This is a genomic window from Arthrospiribacter ruber (assembly GCF_019343195.1).
Taxonomy (GTDB): domain Bacteria; phylum Bacteroidota; class Bacteroidia; order Cytophagales; family Cyclobacteriaceae; genus Arthrospiribacter; species Arthrospiribacter ruber.
On the sequence record NZ_RPHB01000003.1, the window covers coordinates 621523 to 645350 of the forward strand.

General features: G+C 40.9%; 23 protein-coding genes. 13 read left to right on the plus strand and 10 right to left on the minus strand.

Features of this window, described 5'->3' with window-relative positions; all coding sequences use genetic code 11:
- Positions 1 to 49: 49 nt before the first annotated feature.
- The 3 genes from EGN73_RS08580 to EGN73_RS08590 are packed head-to-tail and all read right to left on the minus strand — an operon-like array spanning position 50 to position 1645.
- Positions 50 to 655 (minus strand): anthranilate synthase component II, encoded by a 606-nt coding sequence (locus EGN73_RS08580; RefSeq protein WP_219288334.1) that lies wholly within the window; start codon positions 653 to 655, stop codon positions 50 to 52.
- Positions 639 to 1175 (minus strand): CvpA family protein, encoded by a 537-nt coding sequence (locus tag EGN73_RS08585; RefSeq protein ID WP_343207098.1) that lies wholly within the window; start codon positions 1173 to 1175, stop codon positions 639 to 641. Before EGN73_RS08585 ends, EGN73_RS08580 begins: the two co-directional genes overlap by 17 nt.
- A 20-nt stretch (positions 1176 to 1195) precedes the next feature.
- Entirely contained in the window at positions 1196 to 1645 is a 450-nt protein-coding gene (locus EGN73_RS08590) for a GatB/YqeY domain-containing protein (RefSeq protein ID WP_219288338.1), read from the minus strand.
- Between the two features lie 61 nt (positions 1646 to 1706).
- Here EGN73_RS08590 and EGN73_RS08595 point away from each other — a divergent pair, with 61 nt between their 5' ends.
- Positions 1707 to 2423, plus strand: a complete 717-nt coding sequence (locus EGN73_RS08595; protein ID WP_219288340.1) for a pyridoxine 5'-phosphate synthase — start codon at positions 1707 to 1709, stop codon at positions 2421 to 2423.
- Positions 2424 to 2445: 22 nt separating this feature from the next.
- Here the strand turns inward: EGN73_RS08595 and EGN73_RS08600 are convergent, their stop codons facing one another.
- Positions 2446 to 2706 (minus strand): hypothetical protein, encoded by a 261-nt coding sequence (locus tag EGN73_RS08600; protein WP_219288342.1) that lies wholly within the window; start codon positions 2704 to 2706, stop codon positions 2446 to 2448.
- A 183-nt stretch (positions 2707 to 2889) separates the two neighbouring features.
- On the opposite strand from EGN73_RS08600, the gene EGN73_RS08605 reads away from it, so the two are divergent.
- Complete coding sequence (locus EGN73_RS08605) at positions 2890 to 3732, plus strand: hypothetical protein (RefSeq protein WP_219288343.1); 843 nt, start codon at positions 2890 to 2892, stop codon at positions 3730 to 3732.
- A 156-nt stretch (positions 3733 to 3888) separates the two neighbouring features.
- Here EGN73_RS08605 and EGN73_RS08610 read toward each other — a convergent pair whose 3' ends face one another.
- Positions 3889 to 5574: a DUF885 family protein gene (locus tag EGN73_RS08610; protein ID WP_219288345.1), complete on the minus strand. Its 1686-nt coding sequence runs from the start codon at positions 5572 to 5574 to the stop codon at positions 3889 to 3891.
- Positions 5575 to 5683: 109 nt separating this feature from the next.
- Positions 5684 to 6556, minus strand: a complete 873-nt coding sequence (locus EGN73_RS08615) for an AraC family transcriptional regulator (RefSeq protein ID WP_219288348.1) — start codon at positions 6554 to 6556, stop codon at positions 5684 to 5686.
- Positions 6557 to 6755: 199 nt separating this feature from the next.
- On the opposite strand from EGN73_RS08615, the gene EGN73_RS08620 reads away from it, so the two are divergent.
- The 10 genes from EGN73_RS08620 (at position 6756) to EGN73_RS08665 (ending at position 17167) form a co-directional block, all read left to right on the plus strand.
- Positions 6756 to 7652, plus strand: a complete 897-nt coding sequence (locus EGN73_RS08620; protein WP_219288350.1) for a dihydrodipicolinate synthase family protein — start codon at positions 6756 to 6758, stop codon at positions 7650 to 7652.
- A 400-nt stretch (positions 7653 to 8052) separates the two neighbouring features.
- A complete protein-coding gene (locus tag EGN73_RS08625; RefSeq protein WP_219288352.1) occupies positions 8053 to 9498 on the plus strand; it encodes an aldehyde dehydrogenase (NADP(+)) in 1446 nt (481 codons plus the stop codon).
- A 663-nt stretch (positions 9499 to 10161) separates the two neighbouring features.
- On the plus strand, positions 10162 to 10356 hold the full coding sequence (locus EGN73_RS08630) for a type II toxin-antitoxin system VapB family antitoxin (RefSeq protein ID WP_219288354.1): 195 nt from the start codon (positions 10162 to 10164) through the stop codon (positions 10354 to 10356).
- On the plus strand, positions 10353 to 10742 hold the full coding sequence (gene vapC, locus EGN73_RS08635; protein WP_219288356.1) for a type II toxin-antitoxin system VapC family toxin: 390 nt from the start codon (positions 10353 to 10355) through the stop codon (positions 10740 to 10742). Before EGN73_RS08630 ends, vapC begins: the two co-directional genes overlap by 4 nt.
- 143 nt (positions 10743 to 10885) lie before the next feature.
- Positions 10886 to 11884, plus strand: a complete 999-nt coding sequence (locus EGN73_RS08640) for a 4-hydroxyproline epimerase (protein ID WP_219288358.1) — start codon at positions 10886 to 10888, stop codon at positions 11882 to 11884.
- Between the two features lie 353 nt (positions 11885 to 12237).
- Complete coding sequence (ccsA, locus tag EGN73_RS08645) at positions 12238 to 12918, plus strand: cytochrome c biogenesis protein CcsA (RefSeq protein ID WP_219288451.1); 681 nt, start codon at positions 12238 to 12240, stop codon at positions 12916 to 12918.
- 14 nt (positions 12919 to 12932) lie between these two features.
- Entirely contained in the window at positions 12933 to 13181 is a 249-nt protein-coding gene (locus EGN73_RS08650; protein ID WP_219288360.1) for a CcmD family protein, read from the plus strand.
- A 153-nt stretch (positions 13182 to 13334) separates the two neighbouring features.
- Positions 13335 to 13751: a cytochrome c maturation protein CcmE domain-containing protein gene (locus EGN73_RS08655; RefSeq protein WP_219288362.1), complete on the plus strand. Its 417-nt coding sequence runs from the start codon at positions 13335 to 13337 to the stop codon at positions 13749 to 13751.
- A 24-nt stretch (positions 13752 to 13775) separates the two neighbouring features.
- Positions 13776 to 16304, plus strand: coding sequence for a cytochrome c biogenesis protein CcsA (ccsA, locus tag EGN73_RS08660; protein WP_219288365.1), 2529 nt, complete (start codon positions 13776 to 13778; stop codon positions 16302 to 16304).
- Between the two features lie 86 nt (positions 16305 to 16390).
- The gene (locus tag EGN73_RS08665; protein WP_219288367.1) at positions 16391 to 17167 is read left to right on the plus strand and encodes a Rossmann-like and DUF2520 domain-containing protein; all 777 of its coding nucleotides are present in this window, start codon (positions 16391 to 16393) and stop codon (positions 17165 to 17167) included.
- A 138-nt stretch (positions 17168 to 17305) separates the two neighbouring features.
- Here the strand turns inward: EGN73_RS08665 and EGN73_RS08670 are convergent, their stop codons facing one another.
- The 3 genes from EGN73_RS08670 to EGN73_RS08680 all read right to left on the minus strand — a co-directional run bounded on the left by EGN73_RS08670 (position 17306) and on the right by EGN73_RS08680 (position 19860).
- Positions 17306 to 18157 carry a pirin family protein gene (locus EGN73_RS08670; protein WP_219288369.1) on the minus strand — a complete coding sequence of 284 codons (852 nt, stop codon included), beginning with the start codon at positions 18155 to 18157 and terminating at the stop codon, positions 17306 to 17308.
- Positions 18158 to 18284: 127 nt separating this feature from the next.
- Positions 18285 to 19286, minus strand: a complete 1002-nt coding sequence (locus EGN73_RS08675) for an acyl-ACP desaturase (RefSeq protein ID WP_219288371.1) — start codon at positions 19284 to 19286, stop codon at positions 18285 to 18287.
- Positions 19287 to 19452: 166 nt separating this feature from the next.
- Positions 19453 to 19860 carry a hypothetical protein gene (locus EGN73_RS08680; RefSeq protein ID WP_219288373.1) on the minus strand — a complete coding sequence of 136 codons (408 nt, stop codon included), beginning with the start codon at positions 19858 to 19860 and terminating at the stop codon, positions 19453 to 19455.
- 180 nt (positions 19861 to 20040) lie between these two features.
- On the opposite strand from EGN73_RS08680, the gene EGN73_RS08685 reads away from it, so the two are divergent.
- Positions 20041 to 21285 (plus strand): dipeptidase, encoded by a 1245-nt coding sequence (locus EGN73_RS08685; RefSeq protein WP_219288375.1) that lies wholly within the window; start codon positions 20041 to 20043, stop codon positions 21283 to 21285.
- A 130-nt stretch (positions 21286 to 21415) separates the two neighbouring features.
- Here the strand turns inward: EGN73_RS08685 and EGN73_RS08690 are convergent, their stop codons facing one another.
- Positions 21416 to 23815 carry a ribonucleoside-diphosphate reductase subunit alpha gene (locus EGN73_RS08690; RefSeq protein WP_219288377.1) on the minus strand — a complete coding sequence of 800 codons (2400 nt, stop codon included), beginning with the start codon at positions 23813 to 23815 and terminating at the stop codon, positions 21416 to 21418.
- Positions 23816 to 23828 lie beyond the last annotated feature (13 nt).

Genomic DNA, 23828 nt, shown 5'->3' on the forward strand with positions numbered 1-23828 from the left:
CTGAAATATAAAACCCCAAAATGGCGTCAAGGGTTTAGTTTTCGGTGAATCAATAGTTTGCAGTTCCCTCAAGTAGGAGATTTTTGTCAAAGGTCTTGGAATGGTCAAGCCAGTGTTGGATGATTTCTTTACCAAATTCCGTGAGGTGTGCTTCAGGATGATACTGAATGCCCATGATGGGCAACTCTTTGTGGACAAAGGCCATGATTTCTGAGGATTCGGTTTCCAAAATCACTTCAAGACATTCAGGCAGTTCTGAAAGGACTAGCGAGTGGTATCGGGTTACCATAAAGGAATCAGGTAAACTCTTCAACAGCCGATGATTTCCGGTCTGATGGATTGTATGTACTTTTCCATGAACAGGATTTTTGCCTTTCTGAAGCCGGGCACCAAAAAACTCTCCTATTGCCTGATGTCCCAGGCAAATGCCTAAAACGGGGATCTTGTCTGAAAAATATGCCAAAATTTCCATGAGCTGCCCTGAAGTGGAAGGAGTTCCGGGGCCAGGAGAAAGTATCAGAGCATCATAGTCATGGGTTTTAAGCTCCTCTATAGAAATGTCGTTGCGGACAATTTCCAGTTCAAGTCCAAGCTGACGTAGGTAATCTGCCAGTATATGAGAAAAAGAATCAAAGTTGTCAATCAATAAAACCATCGGGTGTAGATTTTACGATTTGTTGGATACTGGCCACAGTTTCTCTGATGATTGGTGTGTATTGGTCCATGGCAGTGATGACAGCAGGGGCTATGGGCTGTATCCAAGCGTAGGATTTGGAGTCGTTTTTCCAATCTTCTGTCAAGCTGAACTCAAATGAGTCGGCAATCCAGATAAAAAGGCTTAAAATAAAGGCTGTTTTGACAATGCCCAACAATGCCCCGGCAATACTGTCTACAGAGCCTAGAATGGTGAAATCCAGTGTTTTTTTGACCAAAAAGGCCAAGCCTCTAATAATCATGATCACTCCCAGAAATATCAGTATGAAAGCGATAAAGGGGAGAAGGAAAGTCATCTCATCCACCCTGGAGGCCAACAGCTGTGCTCCCCAGTCCATAAAATGAAAAGCTACAATCACCGCCAAGATAAAAGCAACTATAGAAAGGATGCTTATAAAAAGCCCCTGTCTATAGCCGCTGTATGCTCCAAGGATGCAAAAAACCAATATGACGATGTCCAATGCCCCCAATTTGCCAATGATTAGGAAAGAAGTGATTTTACTTTTGTGGAAATCGCTTTTCCATCAGCTTTTCCTGCCAGTGCCTTAGTAGCAGCACCCATTACTTTACCCATATCTTTGGGGCCCTCAGCACCTGTCTCGGCAATGATTTTTTTCAATTCAGCCTCAAGCTCTTCCTCACTCAGTTGCTTGGGAAGAAATTCATTGATGATATCCAGTTCAGCCATTTCCACGGCATAAAGGTCCTCTCTGTTTTGCTGCTTATAAATATCAGCGGAATCTTTACGCTGTTTTGCAGCTTTGGTCAATAACTTCAGCTCTTCCTCTTCAGAAAGTTGCTCCGCAGCTCCTCCTTTGGTTTCTTCCAACAAAATCAAAGACTTAATGGCCCTAAGAGCTCTTAGTCTGTCTTTGTCTTTGGCCAGCATGGCCTTTTTGATTTCACTTTCTACACTTGCCTTTAAACTCATTCTCTTGTTCTTTGTGTTATAGGTGTAAATTTGTCACAAAATTATCTTTTATTTTAGGAACATGACCAAACTGAGTGTAAATATTAACAAAATTGCCACCTTGAGAAATGCCCGGGGTGCGAATAATCCGGATGTGGTAAAAGTAGCTTTAGATGCTGAGAGATTTGGAGCACAGGGGATTACTGTTCATCCCAGACCGGACGAGAGACATATTACAAAACAGGATGTACTGGACTTAGCTTCTGTGGTGACCACAGAATTCAACATTGAAGGGTATCCTGACAAAAGATTTATGGAACTGGTCAAAACTGTAAGACCTGCCCAAGCTACACTTGTTCCTGACCCACCCAATGCGATCACTTCCAATACAGGCTGGGATACTATTTCGCACAAAGAAATGCTAAAGGATATAGTAGCGGAATTGAAGAGTTATGGAACCAGGGTTTCAATTTTTATCAATCCCGAATCCAGGTATTTTGAGCCAGCCAAAGAGACCGGGACGGACAGGGTAGAGCTGTACACGGAACCCTATGCTTCCGGATATCATGAAGACAGGCAAAAGTCCGTGGCTCCATATATTGAAGTGGCACTTCTTGCAAGGGATCTTGGACTGGGGCTGAATGCAGGGCATGATCTCGATCTGCACAATCTCCGGTTTCTCAAAGAAAGTATACCTTTTTTGGAGGAAGTATCCATAGGGCATGCTTTGGTATGTGATGCCCTGTACTTTGGGTTGGAAAATACCATTCAGATGTACAGAAGGCAATTAGAGTTGTAAAAAGCAGAGAAAACACGGATTGTCACATTACAGCCAAAACCAAAACTGTAATCAATAGGAGGAAAAAACCTAGATAAACCATTATTTTGATGTGTTTTTTATGCTTTTCCTCTTCTTTTTTCCAGGCCTTTAGTTCGTCGAATTTACTGTTGGCTTCCTTGGTAGATACTTTTTTATGGGGGGCATACGGGTTGTCTTTCAGGCCCGGTCTGGCAATCCTGAGATCACGGTTTTGCTTGAATGATTCTTTTCCCTGCCCTGAAAATCCTATTCCGCCTGTCATTGTTCCAAAATTAAAATCTCTCTGGTAATATAGTTGATTGGTCTAAACCATGCAAGCCCTATCATAAAATTCGAATAGAGGTTTTGAAAATTTCAATGTTTTTTAGTGTTATTATTGAATTTATAAATAGGAAAAACATAAAAATTAATTTAAATATTTACTTTTGTAGCAAAAGTATTTAGAATGAGAAATTGCATTGTTTTGATCCTAGCCTTATTTGTTTTTGGATCTTGTGACCAAACGGAAGAGTTGGAACAACAGCTTCCGGAATCTTTTTATCCTGCATTAGAGGACCTGAGTGAAGAGGTGATTTTTGTAAGGGAATCTGATATAGAGGTTCCCCCTGCATTCGCTTGGGACATGCATACTGAGGCTAAATTTTACTATACGGAAGGCGCTCTCTTAGGTAGTGATGGAGAGACCAGGCTTTTTACGAATAGGGAAAGGTTTAGCAGTATGGTAAATCACTCAGGAGCCAACTTCAAAGTAAATGGGTATGCCATGTGCCGAAATGGCGAAACAAACTGCGATTATGAAGAGTACAGGTTGACTGGGGCTTGGAATTTCAAAGGGAAGGTACGCATTCCCGGTTATTTTGAATGGGAGTTTATTGATCTGAAAAAAGCCAAGAAGTTTATACTGAAATTTGATCAACTACCAAAACCGGCTTTGATAACCGATTATGATCCGGTTTTAAAATTAGAAGGCAATAATGTTATCCGATTTCAAAAGGATAATGAAATGGATTCAGTTTTTCTACAACTGAATGTAATTCCTAAAAGCAATCTTAATCCGGATAATTTAAGAAACTTCGGTTCTATAAACTATGCTTTGCTGCCCCAAGAAAATGCTTTTGAAATCAAAGGGGAAGACCTGTTTCATAATCAACAGGCAATACCAACAGAACAGGACTCACTTTTCATAACAGTGGTTACTGTCAAAAGGATTGTGAAAGAAGTAAACGAGACATTGTTTGGTTTCACTTATTATACTAGAGACCATAGGGCTGTAATGTTGCAAAAATGACCTTTTTCTAAATCTTTGGTTTTTCTGAGTCAATCCCGATAAAGATGTAAGGAATATCCAGAAGTATCTGAAATAAGTATTGATATCGGAATTGACCCAGAATCAGGTTTTTATTTCTTTGTTGTTAAAGTTTAGGATTTACAACATGAGATCCAATTAATCCAAAAACCTCCACTTGCTTTTGAAGTTTCTTGGAATGTCTTCATTCATCCTGGCACGAAGCAGTTCTATAGGGGTATAGTTTTGTGTGATGAAGAAATCATGAAATTCCTTTTCAGTCATTTTACCTCCTTCTACCATTTCATTTCTCAAGCTGTACACCTGTAAGCCTCCGATCATGTATGCCAGTTGGTAAAGAGGTCCGTAACTTCCTTCGAATGATCTTCTAACCTCGGCTTCTGCATTGGCTCTTTCGTGACCTACTGCATCTACCAAATAATCTATGCATTGCTGTGGAGTCCATCTTTCCAGGTGGTAATTGAGAGAAAAGACAATCCTTGCTGCTCTGTGCATTCTCCAGAACAACATACCGATTCTGTCCTCTGCATTTCTCGGAAAATCTTTATCCCACAGATTGAACTCCCAATACAAGGTCCATCCTTCCACCCAAAATGGAGTGTTGAAAACCCGTCTATGTGGGAAGTGTCTTTGGTTCATGAATTGTTGCAGGTGATGGCCGGGGATCAGCTCATGCTGCACTGTGGCCCTTGAAAAATGCGGGTTGTTGCCACGCATGCTCATCATTTTTTCATCGTGCGTCATCGTGGAGGTAGGGTAAGAGATGATGATTGTTTCTCCTCCCAAAAAGAAAGGACTTACTTTTTGTCTTTCTGCTGACATCATGGTAGTTCTCCAGGTTTCTTTTGCCATATCAGGAATGGTTAAAAGATCTCTTGCTTCAAGAAAATCTATGGCCTCTTCTGCCATTTCTCCAACCATCTGCGGCCACTCTCCAGCAGGGACATAGGAATTTTTCACATGTTCCAAGGCAGCTTTCCAGTCTTTTCCATACCCCAACTCCTCAGAGGCTTTAATCATTTCAGCTTCACACCAGGCATACTGTTTTTCACCTTCCTTCAACAATTCCTCGGCTGTGTAAGGGATCATGTTGTAAGAAAGCTCTTTTTCGATAGCCAGTTTTCCGACAGGTTTCCCAATAATGCCTGATCCGTCATCTTTTACTACAGTATTTTCAAAGTGTTCTTTCAAAAAAGCCCCATAAGCCTTTAAGGTTTCATTCATGCTCTCCATGGGTTTTTTCATCCACCAGGTAAACTCGGGATCATAGTCATAATAAAAGTTATAGGCTTCCTCTGTGCTTCTTCTCAGTGCTTCTACAGTATTGGAGGCCAATTCAGCTTTTTGCCAAGAATTGAATGGGCTTACTTTTTTCATGGATTCCCATTTTGACTTGATGGCGTTTTCTGTTTGTGCAAACATGGCGGCGATTTCCTGTGAGTTGGGCTTTATGCCCATTCTTCTGGTTTGGTAAAACTTCTCAAGCTCACCTTTGAAGTCCACTACATTTTTTACTTCTTTAAATTCCTCATAGCTTAACCCATGAAAAAAAAGCTCTTTTTCCAAGTGGTTTTTGAATAGCTGATAATCCATTTTTCCGTCCAAAGTGTAGCTGTCATAGGGCATTTTTTCCAAGGCATCCAGCCAGTCTTTGTAAAGTTTTTCGAAACGTTGGAAGTATTCATCAGACAGGGGATTGTTGTATTTTCTTGCGAGGGCGCTCCTGTCTGCTTGGTAGCTGCTGATGGCCGGATAGAGCTCGGAGGCCATGATGGTGCAGGGAATGGCAATGCTTAAGATGAAAAGAAGTAGAATTTGTTTCATTTTAGTAGTTTTTAGAAATTTAATATCCCTGAAAATTTCAGGAAAGACTAATAGTGGGTTGATAAAAGGTTGGCTTGTATTGATGGATGGTGATAAAATCAATGGATTTTCATTGATATGACATTTTTGTCCTGTATTCTTTTGGCGTTTCTCCCTGAGCTTTTTTAAATGCTCGGTTGAAATAAGAAAGGTTTTGAAAGCCGCAATGATATGCGATCTGGGAAATGGTCCATTCACTTTCCTGAAGGAGTTGGCAAGCCTGGTGTATCCTTACTTGTGTCAGAAATTCAGTAAAGGTCTTGCCTGTTCTTTCTTTGAAAAACCTACAGAATGCTTCTTTGCTCAAATTGGCCACTTCAGCTACTTCCTGAAGGGTTATAGTATTTTGACTTTGTGACAAAATGTAAGACATGACTTGTCCCATTCGTTTGCCTTCTGTTTCAGTGTAGTCCTTTTGTGCAACTAATTTATTCAAGCCCTGCAGTGAGTTTGGTTCTTGTAGAGCCTGAAGCACTTGAAGCGCTGCGAGAATTTTTTCCAAGCCTTGATAATTATTAAATTCCTCCATAATTCCCAAAATGCTTTCTTTAGTTTTTTCAAGAACCTTAAAGCTACCTTTGGTCTGTTGCAGCCAGTGGTGAAGTCCTGAAAACTCTTCAACTTCCAAAAGCCCCTTTCCCAATGCTTCAAAGTCAAAGAACAATGTATTTCCCAAAGACTGTTTGTCGGTATCAGGATCAAAAAATTCAGCATCTGAGCGGAATACATGCGGCATGTTAGCTGACAATAGAAATAGGTCTCCCTTTTCGAACCTCCCCAAATAATCCCCAACCATCAATTGCCCTTTCCCTGCCTTGATCCAGGTCAATTGCCATTGTGGATGTTGATGCAACTTATCATAAAAATGCTTGCCGGCATCTACCTGATAGCGCACAAATTCTTTGTTTGATTTTGGTATCTGGAATGAAATAATTTTCTTCATGGCTAGGGAACTCTAATTTAAACCAGCTAATTACTTGAATTCATATAGCCGATTTATAATCTCTTTTAATTTGTGATATAATATTAATTATTTTAAGATTATAAAATCAAAGTATGATCAAGACAGTACTATTATATACTAACCTGGTACAGGTAAGCAGGTGAATAAGCCTCTACCTTTGACCAAAAAAACTCAAACTATGAACTGGCAAGGCGTATTTCCGGCAGTCACTACTAAGTTTCATCAAGATGGGAGCTTGGATATGGACATGTTTTTTAAAAATTTAGATGCTCAACTCGATGCAGGGGTGCATGGAATCATTTTAGGAGGCACTTTAGGTGAATCTTCGGTATTGTCACTGGACGAAAAAATCCAATTGACCACAGAGGCCATAAGTTACATCAATGGAAGGGTTCCCGTCATCTTGAATATCGCAGAAGGCGCTACAAAAGATGCAATTTTTTGGGCTGAAAAGGGCAGAGAGCTTGGCGTTTCCGGTCTGATGCTATTGCCTCCTATGCGGTATGCTGCTGACCATAGGGAAGTAGTCACTTATTTTAAAGCTGTGGCCAACAGTACGGATCTTCCTATAATGATCTACAACAACCCCGTCGATTATAAGACTTTGGTGACAATAGCCATGTTTGAAGAACTGGCCGAATGTGAAAACATTCAGGCCATTAAAGAGTCTACACGCGATATTTCCAACGTGACCCGTATGCGAAACCGCTTTGGAGATCGGTACAAAATTCTGTGTGGAGTGGACACTTTGGCCATGGAAGAGTTGGTGATGGGAGCGGATGGCTGGGTAGCAGGCTTGGTTTGTGCATTCCCTAGGGAAACAGTTGCAGTATTTGATTTGGTAAAAGAGGGGAATTATGAGGATGCGTTGGAGATTTACCGTTGGTTTCTTCCTCTTTTGGAATTAGACATTCACCCCAAACTTGTTCAATACATCAAGTTGGCCGAGCAAATGGTTGGTATAGGGACCGAATGGGTCCGAGCACCTCGATTGACTTTAGTAGGCGAAGAAAGGGTAAAAGTTGAAAATATTATTAAGAGAGGTTTGGAGCATAGGCCGAAGATTTTCGTTTAGTATGTTTGCAAAGATTAATTTCATGATATTGGCGAATTGGAATTTTGTTCTTGGAAATATGGTAGAAATATGCCTTCGGCGAAATAAATGAAAATATGATTATACACCACTTTGCCAGCAACATCCAAAAATTAATGTTTGCATTAGTTCAATATCAACTTGTATCTAAATATCAATTAATATCGAAATGAATAAATAACCAGCTATAAACTATCCTACTGGTATCATTCCGTATATACATTTATTGAATACGCACGGTGAGATATTTCTACTTTGTTTTAATTTATCCCAAATCACTTTCCTTTTGAGATTCCCGCTAAATCTCCGGTTTTAGTGATATTTCCACCATATTTTAATAACTTAAAGCCTTTAATACTTCAAATCTTAAACCTAAACAACCATGAACTTTGATCAGATATTTCAATCCGCTCAAGAAGCATTTTTATTTTTCAAAAACCTCTCTACCTCTAAAAAAGCTGATTTTCTGAGGAAAATAGCTGAAGGTCTGGAGGGAGAAAAGCAGGAATTGATTCCTTTGGCTGCCGGAGAATCCAATTTACCAGAGGGAAGGATTACAGGAGAACTGGGCAGAACTGTCGGTCAAATCCGACTATTCGCCAATTTGGTAGAAGAAGGGTCTTGGGTAGAGGCAGTAATAGACCATGCTGATCCAGACAGAACCCCTGCTCCCAAGCCTGATATTAGAAGGTTTTTGACATCCTTAGGGCCTGTTGTGGTTTTTGGAGCAAGTAATTTTCCATTGGCTTTTTCCACCGCAGGAGGGGATACTATTTCAGCTTTGGCAGCCGGTTGCCCAGTGATTTACAAAGGTCATCCTGCACATCCTGAAACGTCCAAATTGGTTGGACAGATCATCCAGAAAGCTGCCATAGATTCCGGATTGCCCGTAGGATTATTTACCCATGTAGAAGGAGGAATAGCCGAAGGTCAGGCTTTGGTGAAACACCCTTTGGCAAAAGCAGTTGCTTTTACAGGATCCTTTACCGGTGGTAAGGCACTTTTTGATGCAGCCAATCAAAGAGAAGAACCTATCCCTGTTTTTGCAGAGATGGGCTCAGTCAATCCAATCATTACTTTTAAAAAGAAGCTGGTAAATAACTTGGAGGCTTTGGCCAAACAATTTGTTGGTTCACTTACACTTGGGGCAGGACAGTTTTGTACCAACCCCGGATTAATCATGGTGCCCAGTGCCCATGCAGAGGATTTTGCTGAGGCAGTGAAAAAAGAATTGGAAGAAATCGCAGCAGCTCCAATGTTGCACGAGGGAATAGCAGAGGCTTACTACAAGTCTTTGGAGAGCATGAAGGAGCGCAAAGAACTCGATTGGGTACAGGTAGCTGAGGCAAAAGACCTGATCAAAGCCTATCCTGCTTTGGCCAAAATCAAGGCTACCGACTGGCTGGAGGATGATCATTTTCAGCAGGAAGTATTCGGTTCATTTGCCCTGATGGTGGTCTATGAAAACTTCAATGAACTCTTTGCCATTGCGCAGCGGCTTCATGGTCAATTGACCATCACACTTTGGGGGGAAGAAGACGAGTTGGCCAATAAAATCGACTTGATCAATCAGTTGGAAGAAAAGTGCGGCAGGTTATTATTCAAAGGGGTGCCAACCGGAGTAGAAGTAGGACATGCCATGCAACACGGAGGTCCCTATCCATCTACCACCGATAGTAGATTCACATCTGTTGGCTCCTATGCTATTAAGCGATTCGCTCGACCGATTGCATTCCAGGACATGCCAGCTACCCTCCTTCCTGACGCACTTAAGGAAGATAATCCCTTGAGGATTTGGAGAATGGTGGATGGGGAATTCAAAAAATAGATATTAGTGGAAATATGTCTTAGCTGAAATATACTTCGTGAAATAAGGTAGAAACTGGAGCTTTAGCGGAAGTCCCGAGAGCGAAGCGATTCGGGATATACTTGGTGAAATATATTGAAATAGATATTATTGGATATTTGCAGTGCGATATTTGTGGATATTGACCGTCACCTTAATAGAAAGATTGAAATATGCTTCGCGAAATAAAGGTGAAATACACTTTGTGAAATAAGATAGGAAGTGGAGCTATAGCGGAAGTCTCGATAGCAGAGCGCTTCGGGAAATGCTTCGCTGAAATATATTACAATAGATATTGATGGATATTTGCAGTGCGATATTTGTGGATATTGACCTGTACCTTAATTAAAAGATTTGAAATATGCTTCGCGAAATAAAGGTGAAATACACTTTGTGAAATAAGATAGGAAGTGGAGCTATAGCGGAAGTCTCGATAGCGGAGCGCTTCGGGAAATGCTTCGCTGAAATATACCTTTGTTGAAATAAGGTAGAAATATAGCTTCGCTGAAATATGCTTCGCGAAATATTTCAACCATATATCAATCATATTTCCACTTTATTTCTATAATATTTCCACCATACTCCATTTTTAAGGGGAACAATAAAATCACTATAATGTGTATATTTATAAAAATTATACACATCATGAGAACTAATATTGAAATTGACGAACATTTGATATCAGAAGCGATGAAGGTCACTGGACATAAAACCAAAAAGGCAACGGTAGAAGAAGGGTTGAAATTAATTATACAGCTAAATCAGCAAAGCGAGATTAAGAAGCTTAGAGGTAAATTGAATTGGGAGGGAGACTTGGAAAAAATGAGACTTGACCAATGATTCTTGTAGATTCATCTGTTTGGATTGACTTCTTTAATGGTAGGGAAAAAAAGCATGTAGAAAAACTTTACGAGCTTTTGGGAAATTCGGTAGTCGTGACAGGAGACTTGATTTTAATTGAAGTGCTTCAAGGCTTTAGAAATGACTCACAATTTCAAAAAGCTAAGGAAGCACTTGAATCACTGCCATTTTTCACCTTGTCCAATAAGGAGTTGGCTTTGAAATCAGCTGAAGATTACAGAACTCTTAGGAACAAGGGTGTGACAATCAGAAAAACCATAGACATGATCATAGCCACTTTCTGTATTCAAAACAAAATACGACTGCTGCATGCAGATAAAGACTTTGTTCCAATGGAGAAGTTTTTGGGTTTGCAGGTCTTGTAAAAAACATAGTAAGTAAATTCACTATAATTCATTTTACTGATTAAGAATTTGATATTGATAGATATTCATTGATATGAATGGATACTTTTTTGGAGGGAACCCAAACAATATCTGAATATCCAATATCCTAATATCATTTAGATATGAAAAAAACCTTCCAATGCATTGATGCCCATACTTGTGGCAATCCAGTGAGAGTAGTAGCTGGCGGAGTTCCGTTTCTACAAGGTGATACTATGTTGGAAAAAAGGCAGTTCTTCCTGGAAAACCTGGATTGGATCAGGACAGGTCTGATGTTTGAGCCTAGGGGACATGATATGATGTCCGGATCTATGCTTTTTCCTCCCCATGATCCTGACAATGATTTTGCAGTGCTTTTTATAGAAACGTCTGGTTGCTTGCCAATGTGTGGGCACGGAACTATCGGGACGATCACTGTAGCCATAGAGGAAGGATTGATACAGCCCAAAAAAGCAGGTTTCCTGAGAATGGAAGCACCCGCAGGATTGGTTTTGGTAGAATACAAGCAGGAAGGTAAAAAAGTAACTTCCGTCAAATTGACGAATGTAAAAAGCTTCCTTGCAGCGGAAGGATTGGAGATTGTATCTGATGAACTGGGCAAGCTTACGGTAGATGTGGCTTATGGGGGTAATTTTTATTGTATTGTGGATCCACAAGAAAACTTCCCTGGCTTAGAACATTTCAAAACTGAGCAGCTGGTCTCAATGGCGAGGAACCTCCGTCAAAAGATGAATGAAAAGTATGAGTTTGTGCATCCCGAACATCCTGAGATCAAAGGCTTGTCACATGTGCTGTGGACAGGTGAGACCATAGACGCCTCAAGTACAGCTAGAAATGCGGTTTTTTATGGTGATAAGGCAATAGACAGATCACCCTGTGGCACGGGAACATCTGCACGTATGGCGCAATGGCATGCCAAGGGTTGGTTAAAGCCTGGCGATGAATTTATTCATGAGAGTTTTATTGGATCTAAATTTACCGGTAGAATTGAAGAAGTCACTGAGATTGCGGGCAGACCAGCTATCATCCCAAGCATAGAAGGTTGGGCAAAAGTCTATGGCTACAATACGATCATACTGGATGATGATGATCCTTATGTGCATGGATTTCAGGTAATCTAGGATGGGGTTTAAGGTTTTTTCGTACTAAAAGAGGTGAATGATTTTGGGGAACTGATACTTACATGATTTCTTTTGCCTTTCAAGTGCCTTTCTATTTGAGAGCTATAAAATTTCAATTTTTCCCCGTAAATTACTTCTACAGAATTTTCAAAATGATATTTCAGACATTCGGTAAATTGAAGAAGGATTGTCCGTAAGGTGAATTGGTGCTATGTCAATCCCCTTGTCTTTTGATGTCAAATTTCAATTAGTTTCCTTATTCAATTCAACGCTTGATCAACTTAAGTGGCAAAAAGCACAAGAATCAGGAACTTATGCCTTATTTTTGCGCTTGAATTAGCAAAATCACAATGATGAGAGCAAGCTGGTGGAAAATTCTGACAATAGGGCTGTTGCTGTACACGCTGATTGCCGGACTTCTCTTAGACGTACCGAGATTACCCATTCTCAATGAAACTATCAGGGCATTACATTTCCATGTTACCATGTGGTTTGGAATGATCATTATGCTGGTAGTGGCTGTAATATACAGTGTCAAATACCTTCGGACCAACGACCTGAAACATGACGACATAGCAGTCGAATTCACCAATGCAGCCATCCTTTTTGGCGTATTGGGAATAGTGACGGGGATGCTATGGGCCAAATTTACCTGGGGGGATTATTGGAGCGGTGATCCAAAGCAAAATGCTTCTGCAATAGGCTTGTTGATGTATTTTGCATATTTAATCTTAAGAAATTCCCTGACTGATGTACATCAGCGTGCAAGAATTGGTGCTGTGTACAATATCTTTGCCTTTGCGGCATTTATACCCTTGATATTTGTGCTCCCAAGGCTCACGGACAGCCTTCATCCTGGCAATGGTGGTAATCCTGGCTTCAATGCTTATGACTTGGACAGCAAGCTTAGACTGGTGTTTTATCCGGCCATCATTGGATGGACTTTGATGGGCACCTGGATGGCTAACGTTAGGGTAAGGTTGAAAAGGGTAGAAAGAAAGCTGGAAGACAGGCTCATCAATCAGATTTCATAAACACACCAATCGAAATGAAAAAAATCATAATCATATTCCTGCTATTTATAAGCTTTAAGGTTACTGCTCAGGACAAAATAGCCATCACTGAAGAGGATTATAGCAATTCAAAAGTAGAAATGGCCGACGTGATGAGGTCAGAAGGCAAGATCTATGTTTTGGTAGGGGTAATTGTGCTGATTTTCGCCGGAATTACCGGGTATATTATAAGTACAGACCGGAAAGTTGCAAGGTTGGAAAAATTGGCCCGCGAGGTTTCATGACAAATATCAGCTAACGAAGAAATATATTTTCCCGTAAGGGATACTAATAAATTTAAATATCATGAAATCGAGCACAATTCAAGCGACATCCCGATGGACGATTATGATAAGTGCGAGATTCCATCTGACTGCTAAAAAATAAATTATAAACAGATGAAAAAGGGGCATATTATAGGTTTGGGGATCATTGCTGTTGCAATAGTCATAATCATCACGTCCATTGGAGATGCAAGTACATACGAAAGCTTTTCAACAGCCAAAGAGATGAAAATGAGGGGTGATGACAAGCCGATCCACGTAGTGGGAGAGTTGAAAAAAAGTGTGGCAGGAGTAGTAGAAGGGATAGAAGTCAACCCGGACAAAACCTCTTTTTATTTTATGATGGTTGATGCTGACGGAACATCTCAACGGGTTTTTTACAATGAGCCGGTACCACCGGACTTTGCCAGGGCAGAGCAAGTAGTGGTTATTGGTTCCTACAGGACCGAAGACCTTTTTGTAGCGGACAAAATCCTCATGAAATGTCCCTCCAAATATCAAGAAACAGAAGTCAGCAATGCTGGCATTTAATTCACTCCTTTGATTTGACCATCCATGATCAATACCTTTATTGGGAATCTAGGGCATTTTTCGGCCATATTGGCCTTTGTCAGTGCCTTAGTTGCCGCATATGCATACTATCAGTTTACAGTTGTTCCTGAGCTTGAGAAGCCCAGTTGGAGGAGGTTCAGCAGGATCTCTTTTTACGTCCACTCAGTGGCCAGTTTTGCTATAGCCATTTCTCTTTTTGAGATCATCTACAACCACAGGTTTGAATATTTCTATGCCTACTCACACAGTAGCATGGCACTTCCTGTCCATTACATGGTTTCAAGTTTTTGGGAAGGTCAGGAAGGTGCTTTTATACTTTGGATAGTATGGAATGTGATTTTGGGCTTGGTTCTGATTCATACTAACAAGTTTTGGGAAGGACCGGTCATGTTGGTTTTTGCTCTAGTGCAGGCTTTTTTGGTGTCCATGATTCTTGGAGTGGTCATAGGTGATCTGAAAATTGGCAGTTCACCTTTCATACTTCTGAGAGATGCAGTAAACGCGCCGATTTTTTCTATTAATCCGGATTTTGTCCCTGAAGACGGTACAGGATTGAACCCGCTGCTTCAAAATATCTGGATGGTAATACATCCGCCTACTTTGTTTTTGGGATACGCTTCTACCTTGGTACCTTTTGCATTTTTGATGGGAGGACTTTGGACCAAGAGATACTCAGAATGGGTACGTCCGGCTTTGCCTTGGGCTCAATTCTCCGCCATGATATTGGGTATGGGGATCATAATGGGAGCCTATTGGGCTTACGTGACGCTTAACTTTGGGGGATATTGGAACTGGGACCCTGTGGAGAATGCGGTGTATGTACCTTGGCTTATTTTGGTAGCAGGTATCCACACCATGATCACGTATAAGAAAAGTGCTACTGCTTTGAAGACCTCAATGGTATTGATCATTGCCTCTTTTATATTGGTTTTATACGCTACATTCTTGGTAAGAAGTGGTGTGTTGGGAGATTCATCCGTGCACTCTTTTACGGATTTGGGACTTTCTGGGCAGTTGCTCATTTATATGCTGTTTTTCCTTTTTGTGGCAGTCTTTCTTGCAGCCAGGAATTGGAAACACATTCCTACTTCAGAAAAAGAAGCTTCTGTTTATTCAAGGGAATTTTGGATTTTCATCGGAGCTACTACACTGGCTTTGATGGCATTTCAGGTGATTTTGCCTACCTCTATACCTGTTTGGAATGCTATAGTGGAGAGCTTTGGAGGGATTTCAAATATGGCTCCTCCAGCAGATCAGGTTGGATTTTATACCAAATTCCAACTTTGGTTTTCGGTTGCCTTGGCTCTTTTGACAGCTGTAGGACAGTTTTTTTGGTGGAATAAAATGGATGCCAAAAAGCTGAGGGAAACCTTGGTGACACCTTACATTGTGTCGGTTTTGCTATCTGCTGTGATTATTGTCTGGGGAAAAGTATTTGACCTGAGTTACATCATATTGGTGATTGCTGCTACTTTTACTATTGTAGCCAATTCTACCATCCTTTTCCAATTGCTCAAAAAGTCTACTTTCAAACTTACCGGTGGTTCTCTAGCCCATATTGGTTTGGGATTGATTCTGATAGGGGTTATGTTTTCATCTGGATACTCTGAAGTCATATCCCACAACCTTTCCGGACTGACATATTCAAATAGTTGGGAGGATGAACTCAATAAGGAGCACGTACTACTCTGGATCAACAAACCCACGCAGATCAAAGAGTACACGGCCATATATAAAGGTCGCCATAAGAAAGTGGTGGGCGTGCCAGGCTATGTGAGCGCCAATATCCTTGAGCCTACAGGAAATGTGAACGAAGCACTTGCCTTGGATGATGTAGTCGTAAGAGGCAGGACTTACCACCAAAAAGGAGACCTGGTCAATATCGTACTAGAAGAAAATGATTATTTCAGGATTGATTATTTCAAGGATGAGGAGTATCAGTTTACACTTCACCCCATGTCCCAATACAATGAAAATATGGGCCTGATCTCTTCTCCTGATTCAAGGAGGTTTATCAATAAGGATTTGTATACATTTGTCTCAGCCCTCAATGACTTTGATGATCCTGAGTGGAGAGACGACGAACTCTACGAAGTATCGCCTGGAGAGACTTTCTATATCGCTGACTTTGTCACCACCTTTGAAGGAGGAGAAGTGGTCAATGAATTACCCGGAGTGACGCTCAAAGAGGGGGATGTGGCGGTAAAAGCACATCTAGTTATTCAGGATTTTGGTGTAGAGAAAAGGCTTTCGCCCATATTTATCATCAGGGACAATCAATTGGGGAAAATTCCTGCTATTGATAATGAACTTGGGGTAAGAGTTGAAGTGGATAACATTATTCCGGAGAGCAATCAGTTTTCCTTCAAAGTGAACAGGTACCAAAAGGATTATGTAGTGCTGAAAGCTATCATGAAGCCGCAGATCAATATTCTCTGGGCAGGGACCATAATCATGTTGATCGGTTTTTGCGTAGCGATATACAGAAGGTATGATGAATTCAGTAAAATGAGGGATAAAGGACTCGAATAATGTAATGGCATTCATCAACTAAACCTCCGTTGGCTAAGCGGGGGTTTTGTTTTTTACAATAGCTCGTAAAAGTATATCTTGTTGGAATGAAATTTAAAATTGCAATCATAGGAACAGGGAATGTTGCCTGGCATTTGGCACCTGCCTTGGAAGAAGCGGGACATACGGTTACTGAAATCTATGGGAGATCAGAAAAAAAGGCCGCCTCCATCACACAAAAACTGTATACTGCTGATGTGAAAACCGACCTGGACTTCACAACTTCTGAGGCTGAAATTTTCATCTTGGCAGTAAAAGATGATTCGATTATGGATATAGCCGATGAAATCATATTACCAGAAGAAAGTATATTGGTCCACACTTCAGGATCAGTTCCCTTGAGTGCTTTGGGATATAGTTCTGCCAGTTATACAGGTATTTTTTACCCTTTGCAGTCATTTTCAAGAGACAGGGCAATTACTTTTGAAGAAGTTCCGTTTTTATTGGAAAGTGAGGATCAGGCTACATTGCAAAAGTTGAAAAAACTGGCCAAATCACTTTCACAACGCCAATATGTAGTCAAGAGTAAAGACCGGAAAGCCCTGCATGTAGCGGCTGTATTTGCCAGTAATTTTTCCAATCATATGTTGAGATTGGCCGAAGAAGTCATGGCCAGGCAAGGATTGGAGTTTGAAATGCTTAAGCCGCTAATAATCGAAACAATCAGTAAAAGTCTTGAGCTTGGTGCGAAAAAAGCCCAAACCGGCCCTGCCGTGAGGGAAGACCTTCATATACTGGAGGAACATCATCAGTTTTTGAATTATAATGAGCAGGTGGCGGAGATCTACAGGCTTATTTCTCAGGATATCATAGATTCCAATTGAGAACTAGTGTGAAATAGTTTAAAACTTTTTGCCTTAGTGGCTAATCATTCCACCAAGGCAAAAAGAAATTAAAGTTTGAATAGAGCTGCTAAAGTCACATTATCTTACAAGACAGCTGCCTTTTTTCAGGTTATGGCCTTAACTCCAGGAACCAAATTTGCCATCTTGATAATCCTTGTAGGCCTGCATGATTTCTTGCTGTGTGTTCATGACGAAAGGACCCTGTGCAACCATTGGTTCGTTGAATGGCTTCGCATGACCAAGAATGAATACAGCGTCTTCACTGCTTTCTACATGGAGAGTTGTCCCCTCATTGTTAAATTCCACAAGGTTTCTGAATGGGATTATTGCTCCATTGATTTTTACTTTCCCCCTCACGACATAAAAGAATATATTTTCATCAGCAGGGATTTCTTTTTGAAGAATTCCTCCTTGATTTAAATAAACAGTACTTAAGAATATTGGCCAAAGGGTGTCAAAAGAGCCTTTATGATTTCCCCAATCTCCAGCAATTAATTGTACAGTTCCTTTTCCTTCTGAAATTTCAAAATCGGTAATTTCCTCTTTTTGCAAACCTATATATCTTGGTTTGGTCATTTTAAGTTTGGCCGGCAAATTGAGCCAGAGTTGTAAAATTTCCAGGTCTCCCCCTTCTTTTTTGAAATTTTCCGAAGAAACTTCCGCATGGATCAATCCACTTCCGGCAGTCATCCATTGAATTCCTCCGGCATTGATCACAGACTCATGTCCACCGGAATCCTTGTGCATGATGTCCCCTTCCAAAATAAATGTGACCGTTTCCATTCCTCTGTGAGGATGGGGACCAAAAGGTAATCCATTATTATTTTTTGGATAAGTCTGATGACCATGATGATTCAAAAAAATGAATGGATCAATCTGCCTAAGCTTAGGCGATGGCAGAGGGTTATATGTGATCAGATCCGCAATTGGATGATAGCTTGCTTTGTGTATGGCTTTAATTGTTTTCATAATTTTCGATGTATATACATGTAATTGTTTTTAAGTAATTATTGTTCCCGAATGAGATCAATACTTAAAGTGGTTTAAGAATATGCCATAAAAAAAGCCCGATGGAGATCCATCAGGCTTATGTTTGTTATTTCAACCAAGCTAGGGAGATTTCGTCAGGAGCTTTCATCCTGTCTGCCAATCTCATATATCGGTCAGATAAGTTTGAGAGATAATCCTGAGCTTTGGCCGCTATACCATCGAGTCCTGTTAGAGATTCTATATCCCAAAGTTTGACCAAATGGTCAATAATTCTGGCATAATCCCAGCCAGTGTAAACGCCTATTTTTTGGGTAATGGCAGAAAACTGATCAAAAAGGGAAGGGTTACTGCCTCCTTTGCCCATGAGTACAGCAGGCATGACGATCTGCTTTCTCATCATTTTTTCAAAAGCAAGTACGGCTCCGTTTGGATCTATTTCAAAAATCTGTGACATAAAGCTTTTATATGCTTTTTCATGCCTTGCTTCATCACCTGCTATAGTTTTGCAGATTCTGGAAAGAACATCGTCCCCGGCTTTATCAGCTAATTTCCCGGTGTTGACATGAGAGATTTTGGTCGCTCTTTCCTGAAATGAGGTATAAATGATCGCCTGATAGGGATCTTTTTCGGATCTTGGATCAAATCCGTTGTAAATCAGTCTATGTATGGTTTGCTCTACTTTTTTCATATCACATCTACCTGATAGGTAGAGGTATTTGTTAAGTAAATCACCGTGTCTGTTCTCCTCGGCCGTCCATGCTTTGGACCATCTTACCCAGCCTGAATTGCTGAGCAAATTTCCTTCTACGTTGATGCCTTCAAGAAGGTTAAAATAAGTCTGATAACTTGGCAAGGCCTCTTCCGTGATCATGTTCCCGACTAAAGAAGTGATTACGGTATCCGGTATGCCCGAAGCTCTTTCCTGAAGTTTTTTTATTTCATCGAATGCATCCATCTTCGACATGTCCGGCAAAAAGTCTGTCGGTTGCCAACATTCATCAGGATCTACCAGAATGTTTTCTACAGCATGGGTTACGTAGCCATCAAGCTGGCTGATGACTTCCATGTTTTTTTCTAATTCGTAATTGATGTTTTCTGATTTACTCATGTCACTAAATATTTTCCAATCAACCGGTCGGGTGAAATTTTGACCCGAAGAAGGAGATTTCTGCTATAAATGTAAGGACAATTTACGGTATATAGTTCAGGGAAACTAGATTTGTGCAATCGGTTTCCATAAATGGTTTTATTTTTTCATTATCCAAAGCTTGTGGTCAAACCCACTGCCTTCCTTCCCACTGATCCATTGGCATCTTGATGGTATGCCCATCGGCACGGTTGAAGGTCTCGTATTTTACCACATATGCTTGAACCCAGTATTCTCCTTCCGGTATGTCTTTGAAGTTTTCAATTGGGTATCCAAAATTATTTAGGTCAAAAGTAAAAGCCTCACCCTGTTTGTGATCTTCAAAATCCATTCCAATGACCTGAGCAGATCCTACATCATCACTAACGGCAAATCTGGGTTCAGTTTGGTCACTGTGATGCATCAGTAAAAGAAGCCTCCCATCTTTGACTTCAGATGCAAGTTCGTCAGAAATCGTTATCTGAACGTTTGGTTGTTTTTCGGTACTACATGCGAAAATCAAAAAGCTTAAAAGTATAAATGACCCTAATTTCATGACTGAAGTGATTGGTTGAACCTCAATTTAATTTAAAAATGTGTAGGAGAAAATCCTGAAAATAAAATTTCCGCAAGCGGAAATTACCTGTTTTAAAAGTTTGATTTGACCGTTTGTAAATCTTCTGCCGATCATTTTTGGGGAAAATCTTAATTTATCGCTTGTACCAAAACTATGATTATGAAGAAGAATATAATTTTGGGTCTTGCTGCCGCTTGTCTCTGGGCTTGCAGTCCTTCAAATGAAAAGACGGAAGTGGACTACACAGAACTCTCTGATTCAGAGCGATTGGAGATTGCCAAAGAAATAGCACAGAGTACCATCATTGTGGATGGACATATGGACCTGCCTTTGAGGATTTACAGCAAGACTGATGGTGATGTCAATTCACTTTACGATTTTATCAGCAAGCAGGATGAGGGTAACATAGATTACGTGAGGGCAAGAGAAGGGGGAATGGATGCACCTTTTATGGCCATTTACATCCCAGCATCTTATCAGGAGACTGGAGGGTCTAAGGGCCTAGCGGATACTTTGATCATGATGGTAGAAAAGCTGGCATCTACTTGGCCGGACAAAATTGCAATGGCTTATTCTCCCGACGATATAAGATCCAATTTTGAAAAAGGTTTGTTGTCACTTCCTATGGGGATTGAAAATGCAGCAGCTATAGAAGATGATATTTCCAATGTGGAGTATTTTTTTAATAAGGGGATAAGGTACATGACCTTGACCCATGGCAAGGACAATCTGGTAGGAGATTCATCTTATGATGATTCCGAAACCCACGGAGGCTTGAGTGAATTTGGTAAAGAAGTAGTCAAAGAAATGAACCGTCTTGGAATGATCATAGATGTGTCACACATTACTGATAAGACCTTTTTTGATGTTGCTGAGGTCAGCAAGGCCCCAATAGTGGCGACACACAGCTCGGTTAGGACTTTTACTCCAGGATTTGAAAGAAATGTATCGGATGAGATCATCAAAAAAATAGCTGAAAAGGACGGCTTGGTAATGATCACTTTTGGGGGAAGCTTTCTTGATCAGGCATATTCGGATGCCAATGCTGAAATTAGGGCGCATCTTACGGAGTGGCTTAAAGAAAACAACCTGACCTACAGAGATCCTGAGGCCCAAGCCTACATTCAGGAATATTCAGCGGATAAAAAACCTTATGTGCATGTTTCCAAAGTAGCAGAGCACATCGACTATGTGGTCAAACTTGTGGGGATAGATCATGTGGGACTGGGGTCTGATTTTGACGGGGTAGGAGATACCTTGCCAGAAGGACTCAAAGATGCCTCCATGTATCCAAACCTTATTGCTGAACTGCTTAAGTTGGGCTATTCAAGAGAAGATATTGAGAAGATCTGCTCGGGAAATTTTTTCAGAGTATGGGAAAAAATTATGGCAGTAGCTGATTGATCCTAAGTGATATTTGATGGAAAGCCAGGGTTTGTGTATCGAGCTCTGGCTTTTTTTATTCATGACAAAAAGAAAAAGCGTCTGAAACACTCAGACGCTTTTTGCCAACAAACGAACTCTAAAATTTATCTTAACTGCCGCACATTTCACAGCCCTCAGGATCATCCAGGGAACAGGCAATGGCATCTTGTTTTTGTGATTTGGTCATGTCTATCTCAGCTGTTTCTGCGGCCTTATCAACACTCAAAGCTGCTTTGTCCACTGTGAACTGTATAGCACTTGTAGCTGCTTGAGATCTGAGGTAATACATTCCTGTCTTTAGTCCTTTTTTCCAGGCATAGAAATGCATAGAGGTCAATTTACCAAAGTTAGGATCCTGCATAAACACATTCATACTTTGGGATTGGCAAATGTATGCCCCTCTATCAGCAGCCATGTCAATGATCACCCTTTGGGAAATCTCCCAAACCGTCTTGTAAATATCTTTGATATTTTGAGGAATGTTAGGGATAGCCTGAACAGAACCATTGGCGGCGATCAGTCTGTTTTTCATATTGTCATTCCACAAGCCTAGCCTGATCAGGTCTTTCATGAGGTGCTTGTTGACCACAATGAATTCACCGGAGAGGGTTCTTCTGGTATAAATGTTAGAGGTATATGGCTCAAAACACTCATTATTTCCCAGAATCTGCGAGGTAGAAGCCGTAGGCATTGGAGCTACCAAAAGGGAGTTCCTCACACCATACTTTTTAACCTGGGATTTCAACTCATCCCACTTCCACCTGCCTGATTTAGGAGTAACACCCCAGTGGTCAAACTGGAACTGTCCTTTGGATACTGGAGAGCCTTCATAAGTCTCATATGTTCCTTGGGTCTTGGCAAGCTCCATGGATGTTTCCATGGCCGCATAATAGATGGTCTCAAAGATATCCTCATTAAGTCCTTTTGCTTCATCAGACTCAAACGGCATACGAAGGGAGATGAAAGTATCTGCCAATCCCTGTACACCAAGACCGATAGGCCTGTGCCTGAAGTTGGATCTTTTGGCTTCTTCTACCGGATAATAATTGATATCAATTACTTTATTCAGGTTTCGTGTAGCCACTTTTGTGATTTCATAGAGCTTTTGATGGTCAAAGTATCTCTTACCATCTGTACCGGTCATTACAAACTTTGGGAGAGCAATAGAAGCCAGATTACAAACTGCTACTTCGTCAGGAGCAGTATATTCTATGATTTCTGTACATAAGTTGGATGACTTAATTGTACCCAAATTCTGCTGGTTAGACTTTTTGTTGGCGGAGTCCTTATAAAGCATGTACGGAGTTCCGGTTTCAATTTGGGACTCTAGAATTTCAAACCAAAGCTCTTGTGCTTTGATTGTTTCTCTGGCTCTTCCTTCCCTTTCATACTTTTCATAAAGCTTTTCAAATTCTTCACCGTGGCAATCACCCAATCCTGGGGCTTCATTTGGACAAAACAATGACCAGTCATCATTTTGCTCGACACGTTTCATAAAGAGATCCGGAATCCACATGGCGTAGAAAAGGTCCCTTGCACGCATTTCTTCTTTACCATGGTTTCTCTTAAGCTCGAGAAAGTCTTTGACATCTGCATGCCAAGGTTCAAGGTAAATGGCGAAACTTCCTTTTCTCTTTCCGCCGCCCTGATCTACATATCTTGCGGTCATGTCGAAGTTTCTAAGCATAGGTACTATACCGTTAGAGACACCATTGGTTCCACGTATATAGCTTCCCTTTGCACGGACATTGTGAATGGAAAGTCCAATGCCACCAGCAGACTGGGAAATTTTTGCAGTTTGCTTCAAAGTGTCATAAATCCCATCTATGCTGTCATCCTTCATGGTCAAAAGGAAACAGGAGGACAGCTGAGGCTTTGGTGTTCCGGCATTGAAAAGTGTGGGAGTGGCATGCGTAAACCACTTTTCAGAAAGCAGGTTGTAGGTTTCTATAGCTGCATCGATGTCTTCCTTGTGAATGCCCACAGCCACACGCATCAGCATGTGTTGAGGTCTTTCGACCACTTTACCATCAAGCTTGATCAGGTAGCTTTTTTCGAGTGTCTTGAAACCAAAATAATCATAGTCAAAATCTCTTTTGTAATCTATGGCTTCATCCAGTTTTGCAGCATGCTTTTTTACTACTCCATATACATCAGGAGCGATCAAAGCGGCATTTTCACCTGTTTTAGGATTGATATAGGTGTAAAGCCTTTTCATGGTGTTGGAAAAGGACTGACTGGTAGTTTTGTGAAGGTTGGAAATGGCGATTCTTGCCGCCAAAACCGCATAGTCCGGATGCTTGACAGTCAGGGAAGCGCAAACTTCCGCAGCAAGATTGTCCAGTTCTGTAGTGGTCACACCATCATAAAGGCCATCAATTACCTTTTTGGCCACTTCTATCGGTTGAATATACCTGCTATCGAGGTTATAGCAGAGATTCTCGATTCTGGTGGTGATTTTATCGAACCTTACAGATTCTCTTCTTCCGTCTCTTTTTATTACTAGCATGATCGTGTAAGTT

What these genes read in the sequence shown, in the direction of transcription:
- EGN73_RS08580 (WP_219288334.1), bottom strand. Translation starts at nt 655, where the DNA reads ATGGTTTTATTGATTGACAACTTTGATTCTTTTTCTCATATACTGGCA.
- EGN73_RS08590 (WP_219288338.1), bottom strand. Translation starts at nt 1,645, where the DNA reads ATGAGTTTAAAGGCAAGTGTAGAAAGTGAAATCAAAAAGGCCATGCTG.
- EGN73_RS08595 (WP_219288340.1), top strand. Translation starts at nt 1,707, where the DNA reads ATGACCAAACTGAGTGTAAATATTAACAAAATTGCCACCTTGAGAAAT.
- EGN73_RS08600 (WP_219288342.1), bottom strand. Translation starts at nt 2,706, where the DNA reads ATGACAGGCGGAATAGGATTTTCAGGGCAGGGAAAAGAATCATTCAAG.
- EGN73_RS08605 (WP_219288343.1), top strand. Translation starts at nt 2,890, where the DNA reads ATGAGAAATTGCATTGTTTTGATCCTAGCCTTATTTGTTTTTGGATCT.
- EGN73_RS08610 (WP_219288345.1), bottom strand. Translation starts at nt 5,574, where the DNA reads ATGAAACAAATTCTACTTCTTTTCATCTTAAGCATTGCCATTCCCTGC.
- EGN73_RS08615 (WP_219288348.1), bottom strand. Translation starts at nt 6,556, where the DNA reads ATGAAGAAAATTATTTCATTCCAGATACCAAAATCAAACAAAGAATTT.
- EGN73_RS08620 (WP_219288350.1), top strand. Translation starts at nt 6,756, where the DNA reads ATGAACTGGCAAGGCGTATTTCCGGCAGTCACTACTAAGTTTCATCAA.
- EGN73_RS08625 (WP_219288352.1), top strand. Translation starts at nt 8,053, where the DNA reads ATGAACTTTGATCAGATATTTCAATCCGCTCAAGAAGCATTTTTATTT.
- EGN73_RS08630 (WP_219288354.1), top strand. Translation starts at nt 10,162, where the DNA reads ATGAGAACTAATATTGAAATTGACGAACATTTGATATCAGAAGCGATG.
- vapC (WP_219288356.1), top strand. Translation starts at nt 10,353, where the DNA reads ATGATTCTTGTAGATTCATCTGTTTGGATTGACTTCTTTAATGGTAGG.
- EGN73_RS08640 (WP_219288358.1), top strand. Translation starts at nt 10,886, where the DNA reads ATGAAAAAAACCTTCCAATGCATTGATGCCCATACTTGTGGCAATCCA.
- ccsA (WP_219288451.1), top strand. Translation starts at nt 12,238, where the DNA reads ATGAGAGCAAGCTGGTGGAAAATTCTGACAATAGGGCTGTTGCTGTAC.
- EGN73_RS08650 (WP_219288360.1), top strand. Translation starts at nt 12,933, where the DNA reads ATGAAAAAAATCATAATCATATTCCTGCTATTTATAAGCTTTAAGGTT.
- EGN73_RS08655 (WP_219288362.1), top strand. Translation starts at nt 13,335, where the DNA reads ATGAAAAAGGGGCATATTATAGGTTTGGGGATCATTGCTGTTGCAATA.
- ccsA (WP_219288365.1), top strand. Translation starts at nt 13,776, where the DNA reads ATGATCAATACCTTTATTGGGAATCTAGGGCATTTTTCGGCCATATTG.
- EGN73_RS08665 (WP_219288367.1), top strand. Translation starts at nt 16,391, where the DNA reads ATGAAATTTAAAATTGCAATCATAGGAACAGGGAATGTTGCCTGGCAT.
- EGN73_RS08670 (WP_219288369.1), bottom strand. Translation starts at nt 18,157, where the DNA reads ATGAAAACAATTAAAGCCATACACAAAGCAAGCTATCATCCAATTGCG.
- EGN73_RS08675 (WP_219288371.1), bottom strand. Translation starts at nt 19,286, where the DNA reads ATGAGTAAATCAGAAAACATCAATTACGAATTAGAAAAAAACATGGAA.
- EGN73_RS08680 (WP_219288373.1), bottom strand. Translation starts at nt 19,860, where the DNA reads ATGAAATTAGGGTCATTTATACTTTTAAGCTTTTTGATTTTCGCATGT.
- EGN73_RS08685 (WP_219288375.1), top strand. Translation starts at nt 20,041, where the DNA reads ATGAAGAAGAATATAATTTTGGGTCTTGCTGCCGCTTGTCTCTGGGCT.
- EGN73_RS08690 (WP_219288377.1), bottom strand. Translation starts at nt 23,815, where the DNA reads ATGCTAGTAATAAAAAGAGACGGAAGAAGAGAATCTGTAAGGTTCGAT.